This is a genomic window from Streptomyces chrestomyceticus JCM 4735, assembly GCF_003865135.1.
GTDB classification, from domain to species: domain Bacteria; phylum Actinomycetota; class Actinomycetes; order Streptomycetales; family Streptomycetaceae; genus Streptomyces; species Streptomyces chrestomyceticus.
The window spans coordinates 7,448,501-7,463,922 of record NZ_BHZC01000001.1 but is presented as its reverse complement, the minus strand read 5'-3'; the positions used below and the strand labels follow the sequence as shown (position 1 = coordinate 7,463,922).

Genomic DNA, 15,422 nt, shown 5'->3' with positions numbered 1-15,422 from the left:
CGTCAGCGCTTCAGCCACTGGACGCCGTACGCGTCCAGGGTGACGGGCTTGCCGTCCACCGTCGTCCGGACGGGACGGTCACGGACGTTGACGACCAGGACGTCCTCGTCGTCGCCCAGGACGCGCACGTCCGCCCGGCCGGCCGCGGCCACGTCGACCCGCTCGTAGGACGTACCGGGCGGGAACGCGCGCGAGAAGCGGGACAGCAGGTCCATCATGGGCAGCTTGCCGCCGCCGTCCCGGAGTTCGGTGCTGCGCCACAGACAGCCGGGGCAGTCGGCGCCCTCGTTCTGCGGGTTCCAGTAGAAGCCGCTGGTGGCGCCGCCCTCGGCCATGGAGATCAGCGCGCTCGCCTGGGTGGCGGTGCGGCGCGGCTCGCTCCAGCCGCGGCGGTCGTCGTTGCGGTCGGCGACCTCGACGTACCACTCCGCCCACCACAGCGGCAGGCCGGTCGTCCGCCGCAGCCAGCGCCCGACGTCGGCGAACTTGCGGGTGGCGGTGAACGCGTCGGGGACGTACGTGTCGTCCTTGGTGTAGCTGGAGCCGTCCACGACGACGAAGTCCGCGCCCGCCTTGTGCTCGTTCCAGTACTCGACGGCGTCGACGGTGCGCCGGTCCAGGCTGCCCCACGGGCCCTTGACGTCGGAGGCGTAGGTGTCGTCGCCGGGCGCGTAGCTGTCCATGACCGCGTACGGGCCGCCCACCAGGTTGTTCTTGTCGGCCTTCTTCAGCTCCCGGTAGACCATGTTGTACAGGCGGGTGTAGCCCTCGTGGTCCCAGCGGTTCCTGGCCTCGTCGAAGAAGCCCTTCAGCTCGTTCCAGACGATGAAGTGCCGGATGTCCGGGTAGCGGCGGGCGATGGTCCCGGCCAGCGCGGCGAAGTCCGCGTAGTGCTCCGGGCTCGGCGCCTTCTCCAGCCGGCTCCAGTCCGTCTCGCCCGCCCGGCCGCCCTTCATCCAGTCCGGGGCGCAGCACAGTGTCAGTACGGGCGTGCCGCCGGTCCGGCGGATCAGGTCGACTCGGCTGTCCAGCTCCTTGAAGTCGTACTTCCCCGGGCTCGGTTCGGGATTCTGCGCGCCCCAGCCCATGATGTGCTGGTTCTGCGGCATCGGGTCGGCGGACAGCAGCCGGTCGGCGCTCGCGGTGGCCTGCTCCTCCCCGCGGTCCGCGCTGTACTCGGTGTGCGTGAAACCCCAGCCGACCTGCGCGGCGGGCGAACCGGCGGCCCGCCGGACGGCGCCGTCCTCCGGCGGGAACCCGCACATCGCCAGCGCCATGGCCAGCACCGCCACGCCCGTCGCGAGCAGGGCGGTGGCCCGGGAACGGTTGCGGAACCTGCGGCCCCGCCCGCCGTCCGCCGGGTGCGGCGACCGCGCCGCTCCCGTACCGCCGTGCCGGCCCCCACCGTGACGTTCCCCATGACGTCCCACAACGGGCCAGCCTAGCCAGCTTCGCGGGCCGGACGGCCGGTTTCCCGGGAAGTGCGCAGGGCCGGTCCGCCTGCGGCCGGACTTCTCGGAGAAAGAGCCGTTGACAGGGGAAATTCCGTGTACGCGGCGGGTGCTGTTGCCGGATCATGGTGGTCATGTGTGCCGACCGCGTCCAGCCGTCCCCCGCCGAGGAGTCCCTCCCGATCCGTCTGAACATGGACGACAGCGATTCGCCGTCCGATGTCGTCGACGCCCTGTTCCTCGGGCGGTTCGCCAGCGGCGAGCAGCCGTACGCGCGCAGCCGCTCGGTCGACCGGGTCAAATCCGGTCTGACGCTGCTGCCGCCCGGCGCCAAGGTGCTGCGCTCGGCCCGCGACGAGGACCGCAGCGCGACCCTCGCCGAGGGCGACGGCTTCACCCTGCTGGTGTCGCGGTGGAACCGCGGCGCGGACGTGACCGTCACGGCCACCACCGACGAACTGGCCCAGAAGGTGCTGGGCCAGTCCGCCGACGGCGCCGAGGACGAGCCGGAGCCGCAGCCGGAGAACGTCTCGATGGGCTTCTGGTACCTCTCCCCCGGCGCGGCCCGCACCGCACCACCCGGCAGATCTCCGCCGGCACCTGGGACGAGATCCGCCCCAACTACACCGCGCCGGTGGCCGAGGCCCTCGACCGGCTGATGAAGGTCGCGCCGGAGGAGATCTCCGGACGGCTGCTGTTGCTGCACGGGCCGCCCGGTACGGGCAAGACCTCCGCGCTGCGCACCCTGGCCCGCTCCTGGCGCGACTGGTGCCAGGTCGACTGCGTCCTGGACCCGGAACGCCTCTTCAACGACATCGGCTACCTGATGGACATCGCCATCGGCGAGGACGACGCGGCGGGCAAGGGCCGCTGGCGGCTGCTCCTGCTTGAGGACTGTGACGAGCTGATCCGCGGCGAGGCCAAGCACACGGCGGGGCAGGCGCTGTCCCGGCTGCTGAACCTGACGGACGGGCTGCTGGGCCAGGGCCGCAACGTCCTGGTCGGGGTGACGACCAACGAGGACCTGGAACGGATGCACCCCGCGGTGGTACGGCCCGGCCGCTGCATGGCCCGGATCGAGGTGGGCCCGCTGAGCCGGTCCGAAGCGGTGCGCTGGCTGGGCAAGGAGGACGGCGTCGGCCGGGACGGGGCGACCCTGGCGGAGCTGTACGCGCTGCGCCGGGGCACCGGCCCCGCGGCGGTCCCGGCGCAGGACTCGGGCGCGGACGCGGGGCTGTATCTGTAGCGGCGGGGGCGCCGGCCGGGCTGCCCGTCGGCTGATCTGCCCAAAGTCCGGCGGCGGCGCGCGGCGGAGAGGACGATGGGAGCCTCGGCTGAGGGGAGAGGTTCCGGCATGAGTCAAGGAAGGCCGCGCGGCGGACCGGTCGGCTTGGACCCGCGCCATGTCGGCGTGCTGCTGTGCCGGTGCGGCCAGGACACGGTGAAGCTGCCGGGCCTCAACGAGGGGCTGTGCCTGCGCTGCTACGGGGCGGAACGGTCGGCGTACGAGCGGCGGATGGCCAACGGCAACCACCGCGGCGTGGCCGCCAACGTCGCGGGCGACACCTGCATGGCGTGCGAAGGGGACGACGTGGACGCGGACGGCTGCCTGTGGTGGTGCAACCACTGCCACATCGTCACGCGCGTCGCCTACCCGGCCCCGTACCCCGGCCTTCCCCGGCCCAAGGGCCACCCCGCCTGGCTGCGTTGAGCGACGCGCGGGGCGGGGCGTGCCCAGGTGCCCGTCACGCCGTGCTCTTCCCGTGCGCCCGGTCGTCCCCGGGCCGTTCCCGCACGAGGCAGAAGGGGTGCCCGGCGGGGTCGGCGTAGACCCGGAAGCCGTGCGGGCCGTCGCCGTGGGTGGCGTCGAGCAGGGTGCCGCCCGCGGCGAGCACCTGCCGGTGCGCGGCTTCCAGGTCGTGCACGCCGAGGTCCAGGTGGGACTGCTGGGGGACTCCGGGTCCGGCCAGCGGGGCGGGCGGTGGCCGGGGGCGCGCTGGAAGGCGAGGACCGTGCCGCTTTCGGTGTGCAGGGTGGTCCAGTCGTCGTCGGTGGTCCAGAGGGAGGTCGGGCGGTTGATCTCGCCGCCGAGCAGCTCGGCGTAGAAGCGGGCGAGCCGCATCGGGTCGGGGCAGTCCAGGGCGATGCACTGGACGCGGGCGAGGGCGGTCATACGTCGTCCCCGTAGGCCGCGCGCAGGGCGTCCGTGACGGCGGTGCGGGCGGCGGCGTGGTCCAGGCCGAGGCGGCGGGCGCGCCGGGCGTAGGAGGCGGCGGCCGCCGCGGCTTCCTTGTCGGCCGCCTCGCCGGCCGCCGCGACGAAGGTGCCGTTGCGTCCCCGCGTCTCGATCACGCCGTCCGTCTCCAGGGCCCGGTAGGCCTTGGCGACGGTGTTGGCGGCCAGCCCGAGCTGTTCGGCGAGGCCGCGTACGGTGGGCAGTTTGCGGCCGACCGGCAGCCCGCCGGCCCGGGCCTGACCGGCGATCTGGGCCCGGACCTGTTCGAACGGCGCGTCCGCCGCGTCCGGGTCGATGGTCAGCCGCAGGGGCGGCGCTTGCTGGACGGCCACGGTGGCGCTCCTGGTACGGGGGTTGCGAGAGACGCAGGGGTGGGTCGCCCCCATTGTGCGTCAGCGGCGCCCGCCGTGTCCGCAGGGCCGCACATGTCGTGCCGGGACGCACACCGGGGCCCGGTCCGCCAGCGCCGTTCCGGCCCGGCCGTGCGGTGGTGTCTGCCCCGGGATATTCGGAGGCGGCGTCCGGGCGGTGGGCGTACCGTCCCGCTGATGACTGTCACTGTGCGGCCCTTCCACCGCTCCGATGCCCGGGACGTCAGCGAGCTGCGGCGCCGGGCGCTGGCCTACTGCATCTCGACCCCGCAGTCCGTCGCCTGGGAAGTCGCCGAGGCGCCCGCCGCCCGGCGGTTGCGGGTGTTCGTCGCCGAGGCCGGCGGCCGGATCGCCGGCGTCGTGAAGGCGAGCGTCCGGCACGACAGCAGTACGGCCGGGCAGGGCGTCGTCGCGCTGCTGGTGGATCGCGGACACCTCGGGCTGGGCGCGGGCCGCGCCCTGCTCGACGCGGCGGAGGACCACCTGGCGGGCCTCGGGGTCACCCGTCTGCACGCCTACCCGCGGGACGACCCGCGCTCGCTGGCGTTCGCCGAACGCCGCGGCTACCGCCGCCTGCGCCTGGCCCGCCACCTCCGCCTCGACCTCGTCCACGCCGTCCTGCCGCCGCTGCCCGCGAGCCTGCCGCCCGGTACGGAGCTGCGGACCGCCGCCGACTTCGGTGCCGATCCCCGCCCGCTGTTCGCGGCGGACGCCGAGGTCACGGCGGACGAGCCGGACGACCTGACCGTCGACGCGATGACGTACGAGGACTGGATCGTCCACACCTGGGAGCAGCCGGACATCGATCTGGACCTGACGACGGTGGTGACGGTCGACGGGGAGATCGCGTCGTTCAGCCTGGCCGGCACGGACGGGCGGGGGCGCTACGGCTCGCAGATGACCGGCACCCGCCGCGCCTATCGGGGCCGGGGGCTGGCCAGGCTCGCCAAGACGGACTCCCTGCGCCGGGCCCGGGACGCCTGCTGCACGGAGGCTTTCACGGCCAACGACGCCGGGAACGCCCCGATGCTCGCCGTCAACGCCGCGCTGGGATACCGGCCGTTCGCCGCCGAGTGGCACTGCGTCCGGGACCTGTCGCACCCGTAGGGTGCCCGGCGCCGACGGGGGCGGCGTCTTTCGGAACCCGAAACCTGTCAGGAACCGAACAACTCCGGGCGCACTCCTGTGGGTGCGGAACAAGTTCCGCGGGAAAGTGCCAGTTCCCCTGGCGGGCCCGGCCGTCTGCGTAGCCTCCTCGTCACCCGCAAAGCCGGGTGCGCCGACCGGCGCGTCAGGAGAGGAGTTCGCGTGCCCGGTATCGAAGTGTGCCTGCTGGAGGCCATGAGCGTGCCCGGGGCGCGGGGCGCCGCGCTCGTGGACTGGACGTGCGGGTTCGCACTGGAGTCGGTCGGTGAGCGGGCCCCGGGCGGGGCCGAGGCGGCCGCCGCCGAAGCGGCCGAACTGGCCCGGCTGGTGATGGGGGCCGCCGTCTTCGCCGAGAACGCGGCTCCGGTGCCCGCCCTGCCGGTCGAGGACCTGATCGTCACCACCCGCAGCGGGTACCACCTGGTGCGCTTCGTGGACCCCGGCGCGGGCCACAGCGTGCTCCTGCACCTCTGGCTCGACCGCACCTCCGGCAACCTCGCGCTGGCCCGTCTCCGCCTGGAGGGCGTGGCCGGGCAGTTGGCCCTGGCATGAGCACCGCACCGCCGGTGGCACCGGCGCCGCTGGCCCGGCGCCCCTCGATGCTGTCGCGCCTGGCCGAGGCGCACGCCACCGGCGCGCTCCAGTGCGGCCCCGGCACGCTCTACCTGGTGAGTGGCCGCGTCGTGCATGCCGAGAGCCCGGCCTCCCCCGGGCTGGAGGTGCTGCTCACCACGGGGAGACGGGTGCCGCGCGCCGTGTGGGACGAGGCGCTCGAACGGGCGGGGATCCCCGACCACGTGCCCTGCCGCCTGGTCAAGGAGGGCTTGCTGTCCCCGGGTCAGGCCGAGGTGTGGTGGCTGACCGCGCTCTTCGACGCCGCGTTCTTCGCGCTGGCTCCGCGCAGCGGCCCGTCCCGTTTCCAGCACGGCTTCGTACGGGAAGGCGGCGGCCGGCAGCGCTCCGTGGCGGCGGACCGGGTGCTGCGCGAGACGCGGCGGCGCAGACGGCTGCTGGACGGGCGGTGGCCGGGACCGGAGATCGACACCGCGCCCGTCCTGCGCCGGCCGGCCACGGGCCCCGGAGTGCCGGTACGTCTGGCAGCCGTGCTGGCCCTCGCCGACGGGACGCGTACCCCCGCCGCCATCGCCCGTGAACTGGGGCGGCCGGCCTTCCACGTACTCCTGGAGGTGCGGCGTCTCGCCGTGGCGGGCCTGCTCGTCCTCCGCCCCTCCGAACCGCCGTCCGACGACCGCCCGCCCGGCCACCCGGGCGGCGGGCGCCCACCGGCGCCGGGCCCCCCGGACCCGCCCGACGTCGCCCTGCTGCGGCGCGTCCGTGACGCACTGGAGGCCCGTCTGTGAAGTCACCCCGCTCCGTCGCCGGCGGAGCACCGCCGTGAAGCGTGTAGCGCGTCGCCTCTTCGGAAGGAAGCACGTCATGGCGACAGAGGCCGAGCTCACCGGTGAGCTGGAGCGACTGCGGGCCTGCGTCGCCCAGGTGACCGGAGCGCTGGTCGTGGACGACGACGGCCGGGTGCTGGCCAGGGACGTCTCCGGCACCGTCCAGCATCCCCTGGGGCCCCGTACCGCGGACGCGCTGCGGGCCGCCCTGCACCTGGCCGCGGCGGCCGGGCACGGCACCGCCCACGAACTCCTGGTCCGCGCGGACCACGGCTGGGTGGGTGCCTACACCGCGGGCCCCTCGGCCGCGCTGGCCCTGGTGACCGCGCCGCAGGCCAACGTCGGCCGGCTGCGCCTGGAAGCGCGCCGGTCCAGCACCCGCATCGGCGCGCTGATCGAAGGCGCCCCGGGACCACAGGAGAACACCCGACCATGAACCGGACCACCCCCCGCTCCCCGCACGGACGAAAGGCACGGACGACTCCCATGATCAACACTGAGACGGCCCTCAAGGAAGCGATGACCGGCATAGAAGGCGCCCTGGGCGTGGCCCTGGTCGACTACGGAAGCGGCATGGCGCTCGGCACCCTGGGCGGCGGCAAGGATTTGGACCTGTCCGTCGCCACGGCCGGCAACACCGACGTCGTGCGGGCCAAGGTGCGCACCATGGAGATGCTCGGCCTCAAGGACGAGATCGAGGACATCCTGATCACCCTCGGCACGCAGTACCACCTCATCCGGCTGCTGAAGTCCCGTAACAGCAGCGGCCTGTTCCTCTATCTGGCGCTCGACAAGGGGCGGTCCAACCTCGCCATGGCCCGGCACCAGCTCCGGCGCATCGAAGGCGAACTGGACATCTGACCCGGTCAGGGGCGGCGCCGGGCACGGGCAGCGGCGCCGCCCCGCGGGCCCGGGACGGCCGGACCACCCACGTGGTGGAAGGCCGGCGGCGGGTGCATCAGGAAGTCGTGGTGCGAGATGTTCCAGGCGTACGCGCCGGCCAGTGCGAAGGCGACCCGGTCGCCGGCGCGCAGGTGGGCGACCGGGACCCGGCGCGCCAGTACGTCCTTGGGGGTGCACAGTTGCCCCGCGAGGGTGACCTCCTGCCCGTGTGCGCCCGGACGCGGCCAGGGACGGGTCCACTCCTCGACGGGCAGGACGACGAAGGGGTGGTCGTGCCCCTTGGCCACCGGAGTGCGCAGGTGGTGGGTGCCTCCGCGCAGTACGGCGAAGGCTTCGCCGTGGCTGTGCTTGACGTCCAGGACTTCGGTCACGTACCAGCCGCAGTAGGCGGTCAGCGCCCGGCCCGGCTCGATGCGCAGGGTGAACTCGGGGTAGCGGTCGGCCAGCTCGGCGAGCCCGGTGCCGTACTCCGCCCAGTCGAAACGGGTGTCCGGACGCGTGTAGTCGACCGCCATGCCGCCGCCGAGGCCGACCTCGCACAGGGAGTGGCCGTGCCGGGCGGCGAAGTGCCGGGCCCATTCGGTGATGCGGGCGGCGAGGACCAGTTGGGCGGGCGCGTCCAGGCCGCTGGCCAGGTGGGCGTGGATGCCGCGCAGCCGCAGCGGCCCGTCGCAGAGCAGCGGCAGGCAGTGTTCCGCGCGCGCCGGGTCGAGGCCGAAGGGGGTGGCCCGGCCGCCCATCGCGAGGGCGGCGCCCGCCGTCACACCCGCGCCGAGCGGCAGGTTGACGCGGAGCAGCACGTCGGCGGTCCGGCCGGTCTCCCCGGCGAGGGCGGCGAGCATCCGCAGTTCGTGCTCGCTCTCCAGGTGGAAGCGTTCGACGCCCAGGTCGAGGGCGGCCCGCAGTTCCGCCTCGGTCTTCCCCGGCCCGCCGAAGGCCAGCGGCAGCGCGGGCACGGCCGCGCGGACGTGGGCGGCCTCGCCAGCCGAGGAGACCTCGCAGCCGTCGATGTACGGGGCCAGGGTCCGCAGCAGATGCGGGTCCGGGTTGGCCTTGGCCGCGTAGTACAGCTCGACGGCGGGCGGCAGCGCGGCCCGTACGGCGGCCGCGTGGGCGTCCAGGTCGGACAAGTCGTAGACGTAGGCGGGCAGCGGGCCGTCGAGTGCGCCGCCGGGGCACGGGTGTCCGGCCGTGAGGAGGTCCACCTGGCGCGCGGCCAGCTCGGTGATCATGAGGTGCTCCGGGGACGGGGGAAAGCGGCCCGCGATGCGGCGCGCGAGCGGGGCGCGGCCAGGCCGTCGGACACCGTACCGCTCGCCGTGCCGGGGCCGACGGGCGAGGTGATGTGCACGTACCCCGCCTCCCGGTCCGCCGCGCGTCCCCACCGCGTCAGCAGGTTGGCCTTGGCGGGCAGCGGCGCGCCGGCCAGCAGGGCACGGAGTTCGGCCGGTTCGCCGTGTGCGGCGCTCCGTTCGCGCAGCACTCCGCGTACGGCGCGCCAGAGTTCGCCCTCCAGCCCCGGATGCCGGTCGGCGACGGCGGCGGCCGTCTCGGAGAGGTGGTTGACCAGCAGGCAGTAGACGACCCGGCCCCAGCCGCGCCGCGGTCCGTGGACGAGGGGCCGGGCCACGTCCCCTGGCAGGCTGTCGAGGAACGCGGTGTGCGGGCCGGGCAGCAGCTTGGTGCCCTCCAGATCGCGGAAGAGTGCCTGGACGGGCATGCCGAGGGCGTCGACGCCGAGGACGACGTTCTGGAGGTGCGGTTCGAGGACCACGCCGTGGTCGAAGTAGGCGGCCAGCACGGGCGGTACGAGCAGCGAGAGGTACGCGTCCCACCAGCCCAGCGCCGCCACCGGGTCGGCGCCGCGCAGCAGCTCGCCGAACTGGGCGTCGCTCGACGGGTGTTCGTCGGCGACGGCGGCGGCCAGCAGCGGGGTGACGCCGGGCCGCAGCCGTGCGTCCAGTCCTTCCCTGACGATGACGCCGAGCCCTTCGGCCAGCTCCCGGTCGCCCACGTCCACGGTGCGGTAGCCGGGCTCCCGCAGCAGGTCGCAGCCGGGGAAGCGGGCGGCGAGGGCGGTGGCGACGGGTTCCAGGTGGCGGGTGAGGGCGACGGCGCCGCGCAGTTCGTAGTCGGCGTTCTTGCGTACGCAGTTGGTGATGCGGGTGTTGAGGCTGAACTTGAGGAAGTCCCGGCCGTCGTAGAGCGTGCGGACGGACGCGGTGGGCGCGAAGGCGTCACCGCGCTCCCCCAGGTCGAGCACGTCGCCGCGCCGTACGGCGTCCCGCAGGGCGGGGTGCGCGCGGAGCATGGCGTACTGCCAGGGGTGCGCGGGCAGCAGCCGGTAGCCGTCGGGCACCTCGCCCTGCCGGTCCAGCGCGGTCAGGGCGGCGGGGGTGGCGGCCTCCTCGCGTACCCGGTCGGCGCGTACGGCCAGGTGGCGCAGGGGGAAGCGGGCGCCGGCCTCGGGCGCGTAGCGAGCCCAGTCGGCGGGGCTGCCGGTGCGGGACTTGGGCGTCGGGTGGAAGCGGTGGCCGAACAGCAGCGACTGTTCGGAGCGCAGGTAGCGGGCGTGCGGGCCGGTGCCCCGGCTGCCCGCCCGGCCGGGGGCGGCGGCGTGTTCCAGGGCGGCGGCGACGCCCGCGTGGCTCGACGCGACCTGCGCCCGGAATTCTTCGTTCCGTACGCCCGTCCGCAGCTCCAGCTCCCGCTGCGCGCACGCGGCCAGTTCCTCCCAGCCCAGTGTGTGCCAGCCGCCGTCGCGCCACCGCCCGGCCGGGCCGGTGAAGCGGTGCGCCCCGGTGAGCGAGACGCGGCGCAGGCCGACCCGCAGGAGTTCGCCGCAGCGCGGCAGCCGGAGCAGCAGGTGCGTACCGGACACGGCGGTCTGCCGTTCCGGGCCGCAGATCTCGCGCAGCAGGCAGTTGAGGAGGGTGTGGGCGACGGGTTCGTCGGCCGTGAGGGGGAGCGTGCGGTCGTCCGTGCCGGTGGTGCGGGAGGGGGCGAGGGGCATTGCGGGGACTCCAACAGGGGGTGGGGAGCGGATACCTGGGAGGGGGTGTGGGCCCGGACACGGGGGACGGTGGGGGGTGTCTCCGGGGCCTTCGGGCCTGTGACCCGTCAGTGGGCCCGGACGGGTGGCACGCCGGGCACCGGGCACGGAACCGGGGAGGCGGTCACCGGCCCGGCGTCAGGTAGTTCGGCCCGGTGACGTAGAACTTGTTGATGTCCGACGCCCCCGACCGGCGTTTCGACAGCAGGCTGCCGGCCGTGACCATGGCCTTGACCGGCAGCCGGTCGGCGTCCAGGACGCGGTGGCGCAGGACGGCGGCGGCAGCGCCGGGGGCGGCTTCCAGCCGGTCGACGGCCTCTGTGAGCCGCGCTCTGAGCTGCCCGAGCAGGACCGGCAGCGGCGCGCGGCCGAGCCGGGCCAGTTCGAAGGCGAGGGCCCCGGCGCACAGGTGGACGGTGATGGTGGCGAAGACGTCGGCCACCGGCGCGTCGCCGCCCACCAGGATGCGCCGGTCGTCGAAGCCGCACAGGTCGGCGGCGTCCCCGCCCAGGACGGCGGCCAGCCGTACGGTGTTCACCCGCGGCCCGTCGTTGTCCTTGAGCAGCAGGCGCAGGCGCGGGCGCCCGGCCACCTCGTCCAGGACGAGGGAGGTGTTCTGCTGGTGCGACTCCAGCGCGATGCCGTACGCGAAGAGGGTGGTGTGCCAGTCCAGGAGGAGCGTCAGGTAAGCGTCGAGAAGGGCGAGCAGGTCGCCGCCGTAGAAGCGGCGGGCGAGGTCGTCGGCGACGAGTGAGCCGTCCGGCATCCGGGCGGCGAGCGCGGCCAGCGGCACGACCCGGGCGCCGCGCAGCCCGCTGGACCCGCGCAGACCGCGCAGGCTCCGCGCGCCCTTCAGCCCGTCGGCGCTGCCGCACACCGCCGCCGTACCGCTGCTGCCCTTCGGGAAGCGGCGCACCAGAGTGGCCAGCAGGTCGTGTCCGGCGTCCAGGTGGGTGGTCTCGTCGGCGAGGAGCACGGTCTCGGCGAAGCGCGGGTGCCGGTCGACGACGGTCTCCAGCAGCCGCTGGCCCACCGCGCCGTCCACCAGCGTGCCGGGCTTCATGCCGCGCCGGTTGAGGCGGCCCAGGGTGGCGGTGGCGAGCGGGAGTTTGAGGTGGGTGTACGGGTCGTCGGTGACGGCGACGGTCCGCATCGAGAGGGTGGGCCGTACCCGCAGCCAGGCGCGGTCGGCGAGCCGCGCGCCGTCTTCGAGGCCGCGAACGCGCAGCGCTTCGGCCAGCGGCCCTTCGGCGGTGAGCGGGTGGACGGGCAGGGCGAGGTGGCTGCCGTCCAGCCGGGGCAGGCCGAGGTCCCCGGGGGCGGGCCACCAGGCGGGCAGCGCCGCCGGGTCGCCGTTGACGGCCTCGCGCGGGAGGGCCAGCCAGCGCAGCGCGAAGCCGGGGGCGAACTCCGGTGCGTAGGAGCGGATCTGTTCCTCGTCCAGGCCGAGGCGGGCCCGTCCGGTGGGGTAGACGGGGTGGTCGCGGTAGGCGGCGAGCGTGTCGTAGTCGAGCGCGCCGCCGGGGCCGCACCAGGCGCGGTCGCCGTCGTACGCGGCGGCCGCCGTGCCGCGGACTCCCCCGGCCGGCGCGCCGTTGTTCCCGCCATGCCCGTTGTTCCCGCCGTACGCGCCGCCGCCCGCGTGCGGGCCGAGGCGGGCGATCACCGACGCGCGCTCGGCGGCCTGCATCCGGGCGGTGGCCAGCGCCTGGTGGCACTCGCCGGTGAAGGCGTCGAAGCCCGGCCGGTCCTCGGGCGGCACGGCGGTGCGCAGTACGCCCATGATGCTGTCCACCCCAGTGACCCGTGTCCCGTCGGCGCGCGCCAGCTCGCCCCTGCGGGCGGCGGTCTCGCACTGGAAGCCGTCGGCCTCGACCGGGACCAGGACCGGCCCGTCCGGGAGGCCCAGCCGCAGCCAGTCGCCGTCCGGGCGGCGCACCGTCCCGGCGCGGCGGCGCAGCCCGTACGCGTCCTCGCGCAGCAGCGCGCTCAGCACGCGCCGCATCAGCTCCTCTTCCGCTCCGCTCCCCGGAGCCCCGCCCTCCGGGGCGTCCCTTTCCGTGCGCCCGCCCTTCAGGGCCGCACTCCGCAGTGTGTCCGGTACGCCGTCTCCCGCCACCGCCGTCACGGCACGATCTCCCAACAGTGGGCGGCCAGAAACTCCCGTACGGCCGCGTCGATTCGCCCTTCGTCGCGGCCGGTCGCCCGCAGCACCCCGAGGAAGTCCCGGTTGGTGCGGTACAGCGGGTGCCGCTCGCCCGTCTCACGCAAGGGCCGGTAGTCGAGGCGGACGCCGTCCGCTTCCTGTACGTGTGCCTCCGGCGCCGCCTTGAGCGTTCCGTCCCGGTCGGCGCACACGTACTCCATGCGCACCCGCGTGCCGCGCCGCACGGCCAGGGCGTCCGGCAGCGGCTCCCCCAGGTGCGTACGGAGGACCAGCTCGAAGAGCGGGAGGTCCAGGGCTTCGGCGAGGGCGAGGTCGCACCGGTCGCCGATGGCGCGGTAGTTGACCTCGATGATCCGGGCCCGGCCGCCCTGATCCACGTACTCCGTGTGGCAGGCGCCGAATCCGACGCCGAGCGCGCGTAAGTGCTCCAGCACCTGGCCGGTGCGGGGGCCGGGCGGTTCGGGGAGCAGGGTCAGCCGTTCCTCGATGAAGTGCGGCGGCGGCGAGATGTCCGTACGGAACGAGGCCAGCGGGTGCAGTACGTGCCCGTCGCCGAGGGTTTCCAGGGTGTGCAGCGGGCCGTCCAGGTACTCCTCCAGGACCAGCGCGGCACCGGGCCGCCTGGCCCGGATCTCGCCGCACCGCGTGGCCAGTTCCGCGTCGTCCGCCACCAGGAAGACGTCCTCGCCGGCCACCCCTTCGCGCGGCTTGAGCACACCGGGGTACGGGACGCCGTGCCCGGCCGGGTCGTCGCCCGGCGCCAGTTCGGCGGAGCGGACGGTGTCCAGTCCGGCGGCGGCCAGGCTGCGGCGCAGTTCGGCCTTGTTCTTCGTGCGGAACGCGGCCCGCCAGTCCTTGCCGGGCAACCCGAAGTAGTCGGCGGCCAAGGCGGCCTGGACCTGGAGATGGTCACTGTTGGTGAAGACCGCGGCAGGGGCCCCAACGCGTGCCGCCTGTGCGGCGGTTCGCGCGATCACGGCGCGGACGTCCTGCACGTCGCACGGTACGATCTCCAGCCTGCCGGGCAGGGCTCCCGCCGACGGCCCGCCCCCGCGCCGTTCGCACGCGTACCGCTCGTACGCCGCGCGGTGGGCGTCCGGCTGGTCGGTCAGCAGCGTCACGGCGAGGCCGAGGCGGGCCGCGGCCGGCAGGAAGCCTTCCGTGACGGAGTCGGTGGGGTTGCGGGCCAGGAGGATCAGGCCCGCGCAGGCGTCGTTCGGGGTTGCGGCCTCGTTCACCCGCGCAAGATTAGGTTAGGCATACCTAACCTTGTCAACTCGCGTCACACCGCCGCCGTGTCGCCCCCTCCGCAGTCCCTCCCGGACCCTTACCCCTCCCCTTCCCCTGCCCTTTTTGCGCCCTCGCCCCCTCGCCCCGCGCCTGCGACCCCGAGGTCTTAATCCCTCCTCAGGTCTCCCTTAAGCGGGCCATAAAGATCAACGCGAACCGGCTTCCGGACCGAAATGCGCAGTTCAGCGGGGCTAGCGTGCTGATCGCACCGCCCGGGCCGAGCGTCCGTCCGGTGCCGCTCCCCCGATCCGACGAAGGAGACCCCCACGATGACCGCTCGCCGCACGGCAGCCGGGATCGCGCTGACCGGCATCGCCCCGCTGGCGCTCACCGCGCTCACCGCGACCCCGGCCGTCGCCCACGGCTCGATGACCGACCCGGTCAGCCGGATCTCCGCCTGCTTCGCCGAGGGACCCGAGCACCCGAAGTCCGCGGCCTGCAAGGCGATGGTCGCGGCCGGCGGCACCCAGGCCCTGTACGACTGGAACGGCGTACGGGACGGCAATGCGGGCGGCCGGTCGAAGGAGCGCATCCCGGACGGCAAGCTGTGCAGCGCCAACGCCCCCGAGTACAAGGGCCTGGACCTGCCGCGGGCCGACTGGCCGGCCACGAACCTGAAGGCGGGCGACCACACCTTCCGGTACAAGGCGACCGCCCCGCACCGCGGCTCCTTCGAGCTGTACATCACCAAGGACGGCTACGACCCCGCCAAGCCGCTCAAGTGGTCCGACCTGGAGGCCAAGCCGTTCGCCAAGGTCACGAACCCGAAGCTGACCAACGGCGACTACGTCTTCGGCGGCAAGGTGCCCGCCAAGTCCGGCCGCCACCTGATCTACAGCATCTGGCAGCGCTCGGACAGCCCCGAGGCGTTCTACACCTGCTCGGACGTCGTCTTCGGCAAGGGCGGCGGTACGGGCAAGGGCGCGGCGGTGTCGGCCCCGGCCGCGCCGAGCGACCGGCAGATCGCCGCCGAAGCGGGCAAGTCGACCATCGACCACATGCACCACGGCAGCCACGGCGCGCACGGCGGCGCTCAGGCTGCCGGGGACACCGGCAAGGCACCGGACGCCTCCGCGGGGAACGCGGCGCACCCCAACGGCGGTGCGGCCAAGGAGGTGGACCCGAAGCAGGCCGGTGCACAGCAGGCGGCCGGCAGCCACCTCGCGGAGACCGGCGGCGACGGCTCGACCGCGCCGATGGCCGTCGGCGGCGCGGCCGTCGTGGCGCTGGGCGCCTCGGTCCTGCTCGTGAGCGCGCGCCGCAAGGCCGCCCGACAGCGCGGCTGACCCACACGCTTCCTCCCCAGGGCCCTCCCCCCACACACAGGGCCCGCCCTGTGAGGCCATCCCCCACTGGCCCCGCAGGCCCCCCGCGAGGTCATCCCCCACTGCCCTCGCGGGGGCACC

General features: G+C 74.6%; 14 protein-coding genes and 1 pseudogene. 8 read left to right on the top strand and 7 right to left on the bottom strand.

The window, feature by feature from the left end:
* Window positions 1-2 precede the first annotated feature (2 nt).
* Complete coding sequence (locus EJG53_RS32675) at window positions 3-1,430, bottom strand: glycoside hydrolase family protein (RefSeq protein ID WP_125047948.1); 1,428 nt, start codon at window positions 1,428-1,430, stop codon at window positions 3-5.
* A 155-nt stretch (window positions 1,431-1,585) separates the two neighbouring features.
* On the opposite strand from EJG53_RS32675, the pseudogene EJG53_RS32670 reads away from it, so the two are divergent.
* Window positions 1,586-2,697 (top strand): annotated as a pseudogene (locus EJG53_RS32670) (DUF5925 domain-containing protein).
* A gap of 108 nt (window positions 2,698-2,805) precedes the next feature.
* Window positions 2,806-3,162: a hypothetical protein gene (locus tag EJG53_RS32665; protein ID WP_125047947.1), complete on the top strand. Its 357-nt coding sequence runs from the start codon at window positions 2,806-2,808 to the stop codon at window positions 3,160-3,162.
* 34 nt (window positions 3,163-3,196) lie between these two features.
* On the opposite strand, the gene EJG53_RS32660 is transcribed toward EJG53_RS32665, so the two are convergent.
* Complete coding sequence (locus EJG53_RS32660; RefSeq protein ID WP_371858818.1) at window positions 3,197-3,421, bottom strand: VOC family protein; 225 nt, start codon at window positions 3,419-3,421, stop codon at window positions 3,197-3,199.
* Between the two features lie 199 nt (window positions 3,422-3,620).
* Window positions 3,621-4,019 (bottom strand): GntR family transcriptional regulator, encoded by a 399-nt coding sequence (locus EJG53_RS32655; protein ID WP_125047946.1) that lies wholly within the window; start codon window positions 4,017-4,019, stop codon window positions 3,621-3,623.
* A 216-nt stretch (window positions 4,020-4,235) separates the two neighbouring features.
* Between EJG53_RS32655 and EJG53_RS32650 the strand changes: the two genes are divergently transcribed.
* The 5 genes from EJG53_RS32650 (at window position 4,236) to EJG53_RS32630 (ending at window position 7,465) form a co-directional block, all read left to right on the top strand.
* Window positions 4,236-5,165 (top strand): GNAT family N-acetyltransferase, encoded by a 930-nt coding sequence (locus EJG53_RS32650; protein ID WP_125047945.1) that lies wholly within the window; start codon window positions 4,236-4,238, stop codon window positions 5,163-5,165.
* A 201-nt stretch (window positions 5,166-5,366) separates the two neighbouring features.
* Window positions 5,367-5,756, top strand: coding sequence for a hypothetical protein (locus EJG53_RS32645; protein ID WP_125047944.1), 390 nt, complete (start codon window positions 5,367-5,369; stop codon window positions 5,754-5,756).
* On the top strand, window positions 5,753-6,565 hold the full coding sequence (locus EJG53_RS32640; RefSeq protein WP_174856495.1) for a transcriptional regulator: 813 nt from the start codon (window positions 5,753-5,755) through the stop codon (window positions 6,563-6,565). Before EJG53_RS32645 ends, EJG53_RS32640 begins: the two co-directional genes overlap by 4 nt.
* A 76-nt stretch (window positions 6,566-6,641) precedes the next feature.
* Window positions 6,642-7,040: a roadblock/LC7 domain-containing protein gene (locus tag EJG53_RS32635; RefSeq protein WP_031009208.1), complete on the top strand. Its 399-nt coding sequence runs from the start codon at window positions 6,642-6,644 to the stop codon at window positions 7,038-7,040.
* 50 nt (window positions 7,041-7,090) lie between these two features.
* The gene (locus EJG53_RS32630) at window positions 7,091-7,465 is read left to right on the top strand and encodes a hypothetical protein (RefSeq protein WP_125047943.1); all 375 of its coding nucleotides are present in this window, start codon (window positions 7,091-7,093) and stop codon (window positions 7,463-7,465) included.
* Between the two features lie 5 nt (window positions 7,466-7,470).
* Here EJG53_RS32630 and EJG53_RS32625 read toward each other — a convergent pair whose 3' ends face one another.
* The 4 genes from EJG53_RS32625 to EJG53_RS32610 form a co-directional block, all read right to left on the bottom strand.
* Entirely contained in the window at window positions 7,471-8,739 is a 1,269-nt protein-coding gene (locus tag EJG53_RS32625; RefSeq protein ID WP_244955434.1) for a type III PLP-dependent enzyme, read from the bottom strand.
* The gene (locus EJG53_RS32620) at window positions 8,736-10,520 is read right to left on the bottom strand and encodes an IucA/IucC family protein (protein WP_125047942.1); all 1,785 of its coding nucleotides are present in this window, start codon (window positions 10,518-10,520) and stop codon (window positions 8,736-8,738) included. The genes EJG53_RS32625 and EJG53_RS32620 overlap by 4 nt, the downstream gene beginning before the upstream one ends.
* A 163-nt stretch (window positions 10,521-10,683) precedes the next feature.
* Window positions 10,684-12,564 (bottom strand): IucA/IucC family protein, encoded by a 1,881-nt coding sequence (locus EJG53_RS32615; RefSeq protein ID WP_125047941.1) that lies wholly within the window; start codon window positions 12,562-12,564, stop codon window positions 10,684-10,686.
* A gap of 119 nt (window positions 12,565-12,683) precedes the next feature.
* Window positions 12,684-13,964, bottom strand: coding sequence for an ATP-grasp domain-containing protein (locus EJG53_RS32610; RefSeq protein WP_174856494.1), 1,281 nt, complete (start codon window positions 13,962-13,964; stop codon window positions 12,684-12,686).
* Window positions 13,965-14,285: 321 nt separating this feature from the next.
* Between EJG53_RS32610 and EJG53_RS32605 the strand changes: the two genes are divergently transcribed.
* Complete coding sequence (locus EJG53_RS32605; protein WP_125047940.1) at window positions 14,286-15,302, top strand: lytic polysaccharide monooxygenase; 1,017 nt, start codon at window positions 14,286-14,288, stop codon at window positions 15,300-15,302.
* The last annotated feature ends 120 nt before the right edge of the window (window positions 15,303-15,422 follow it).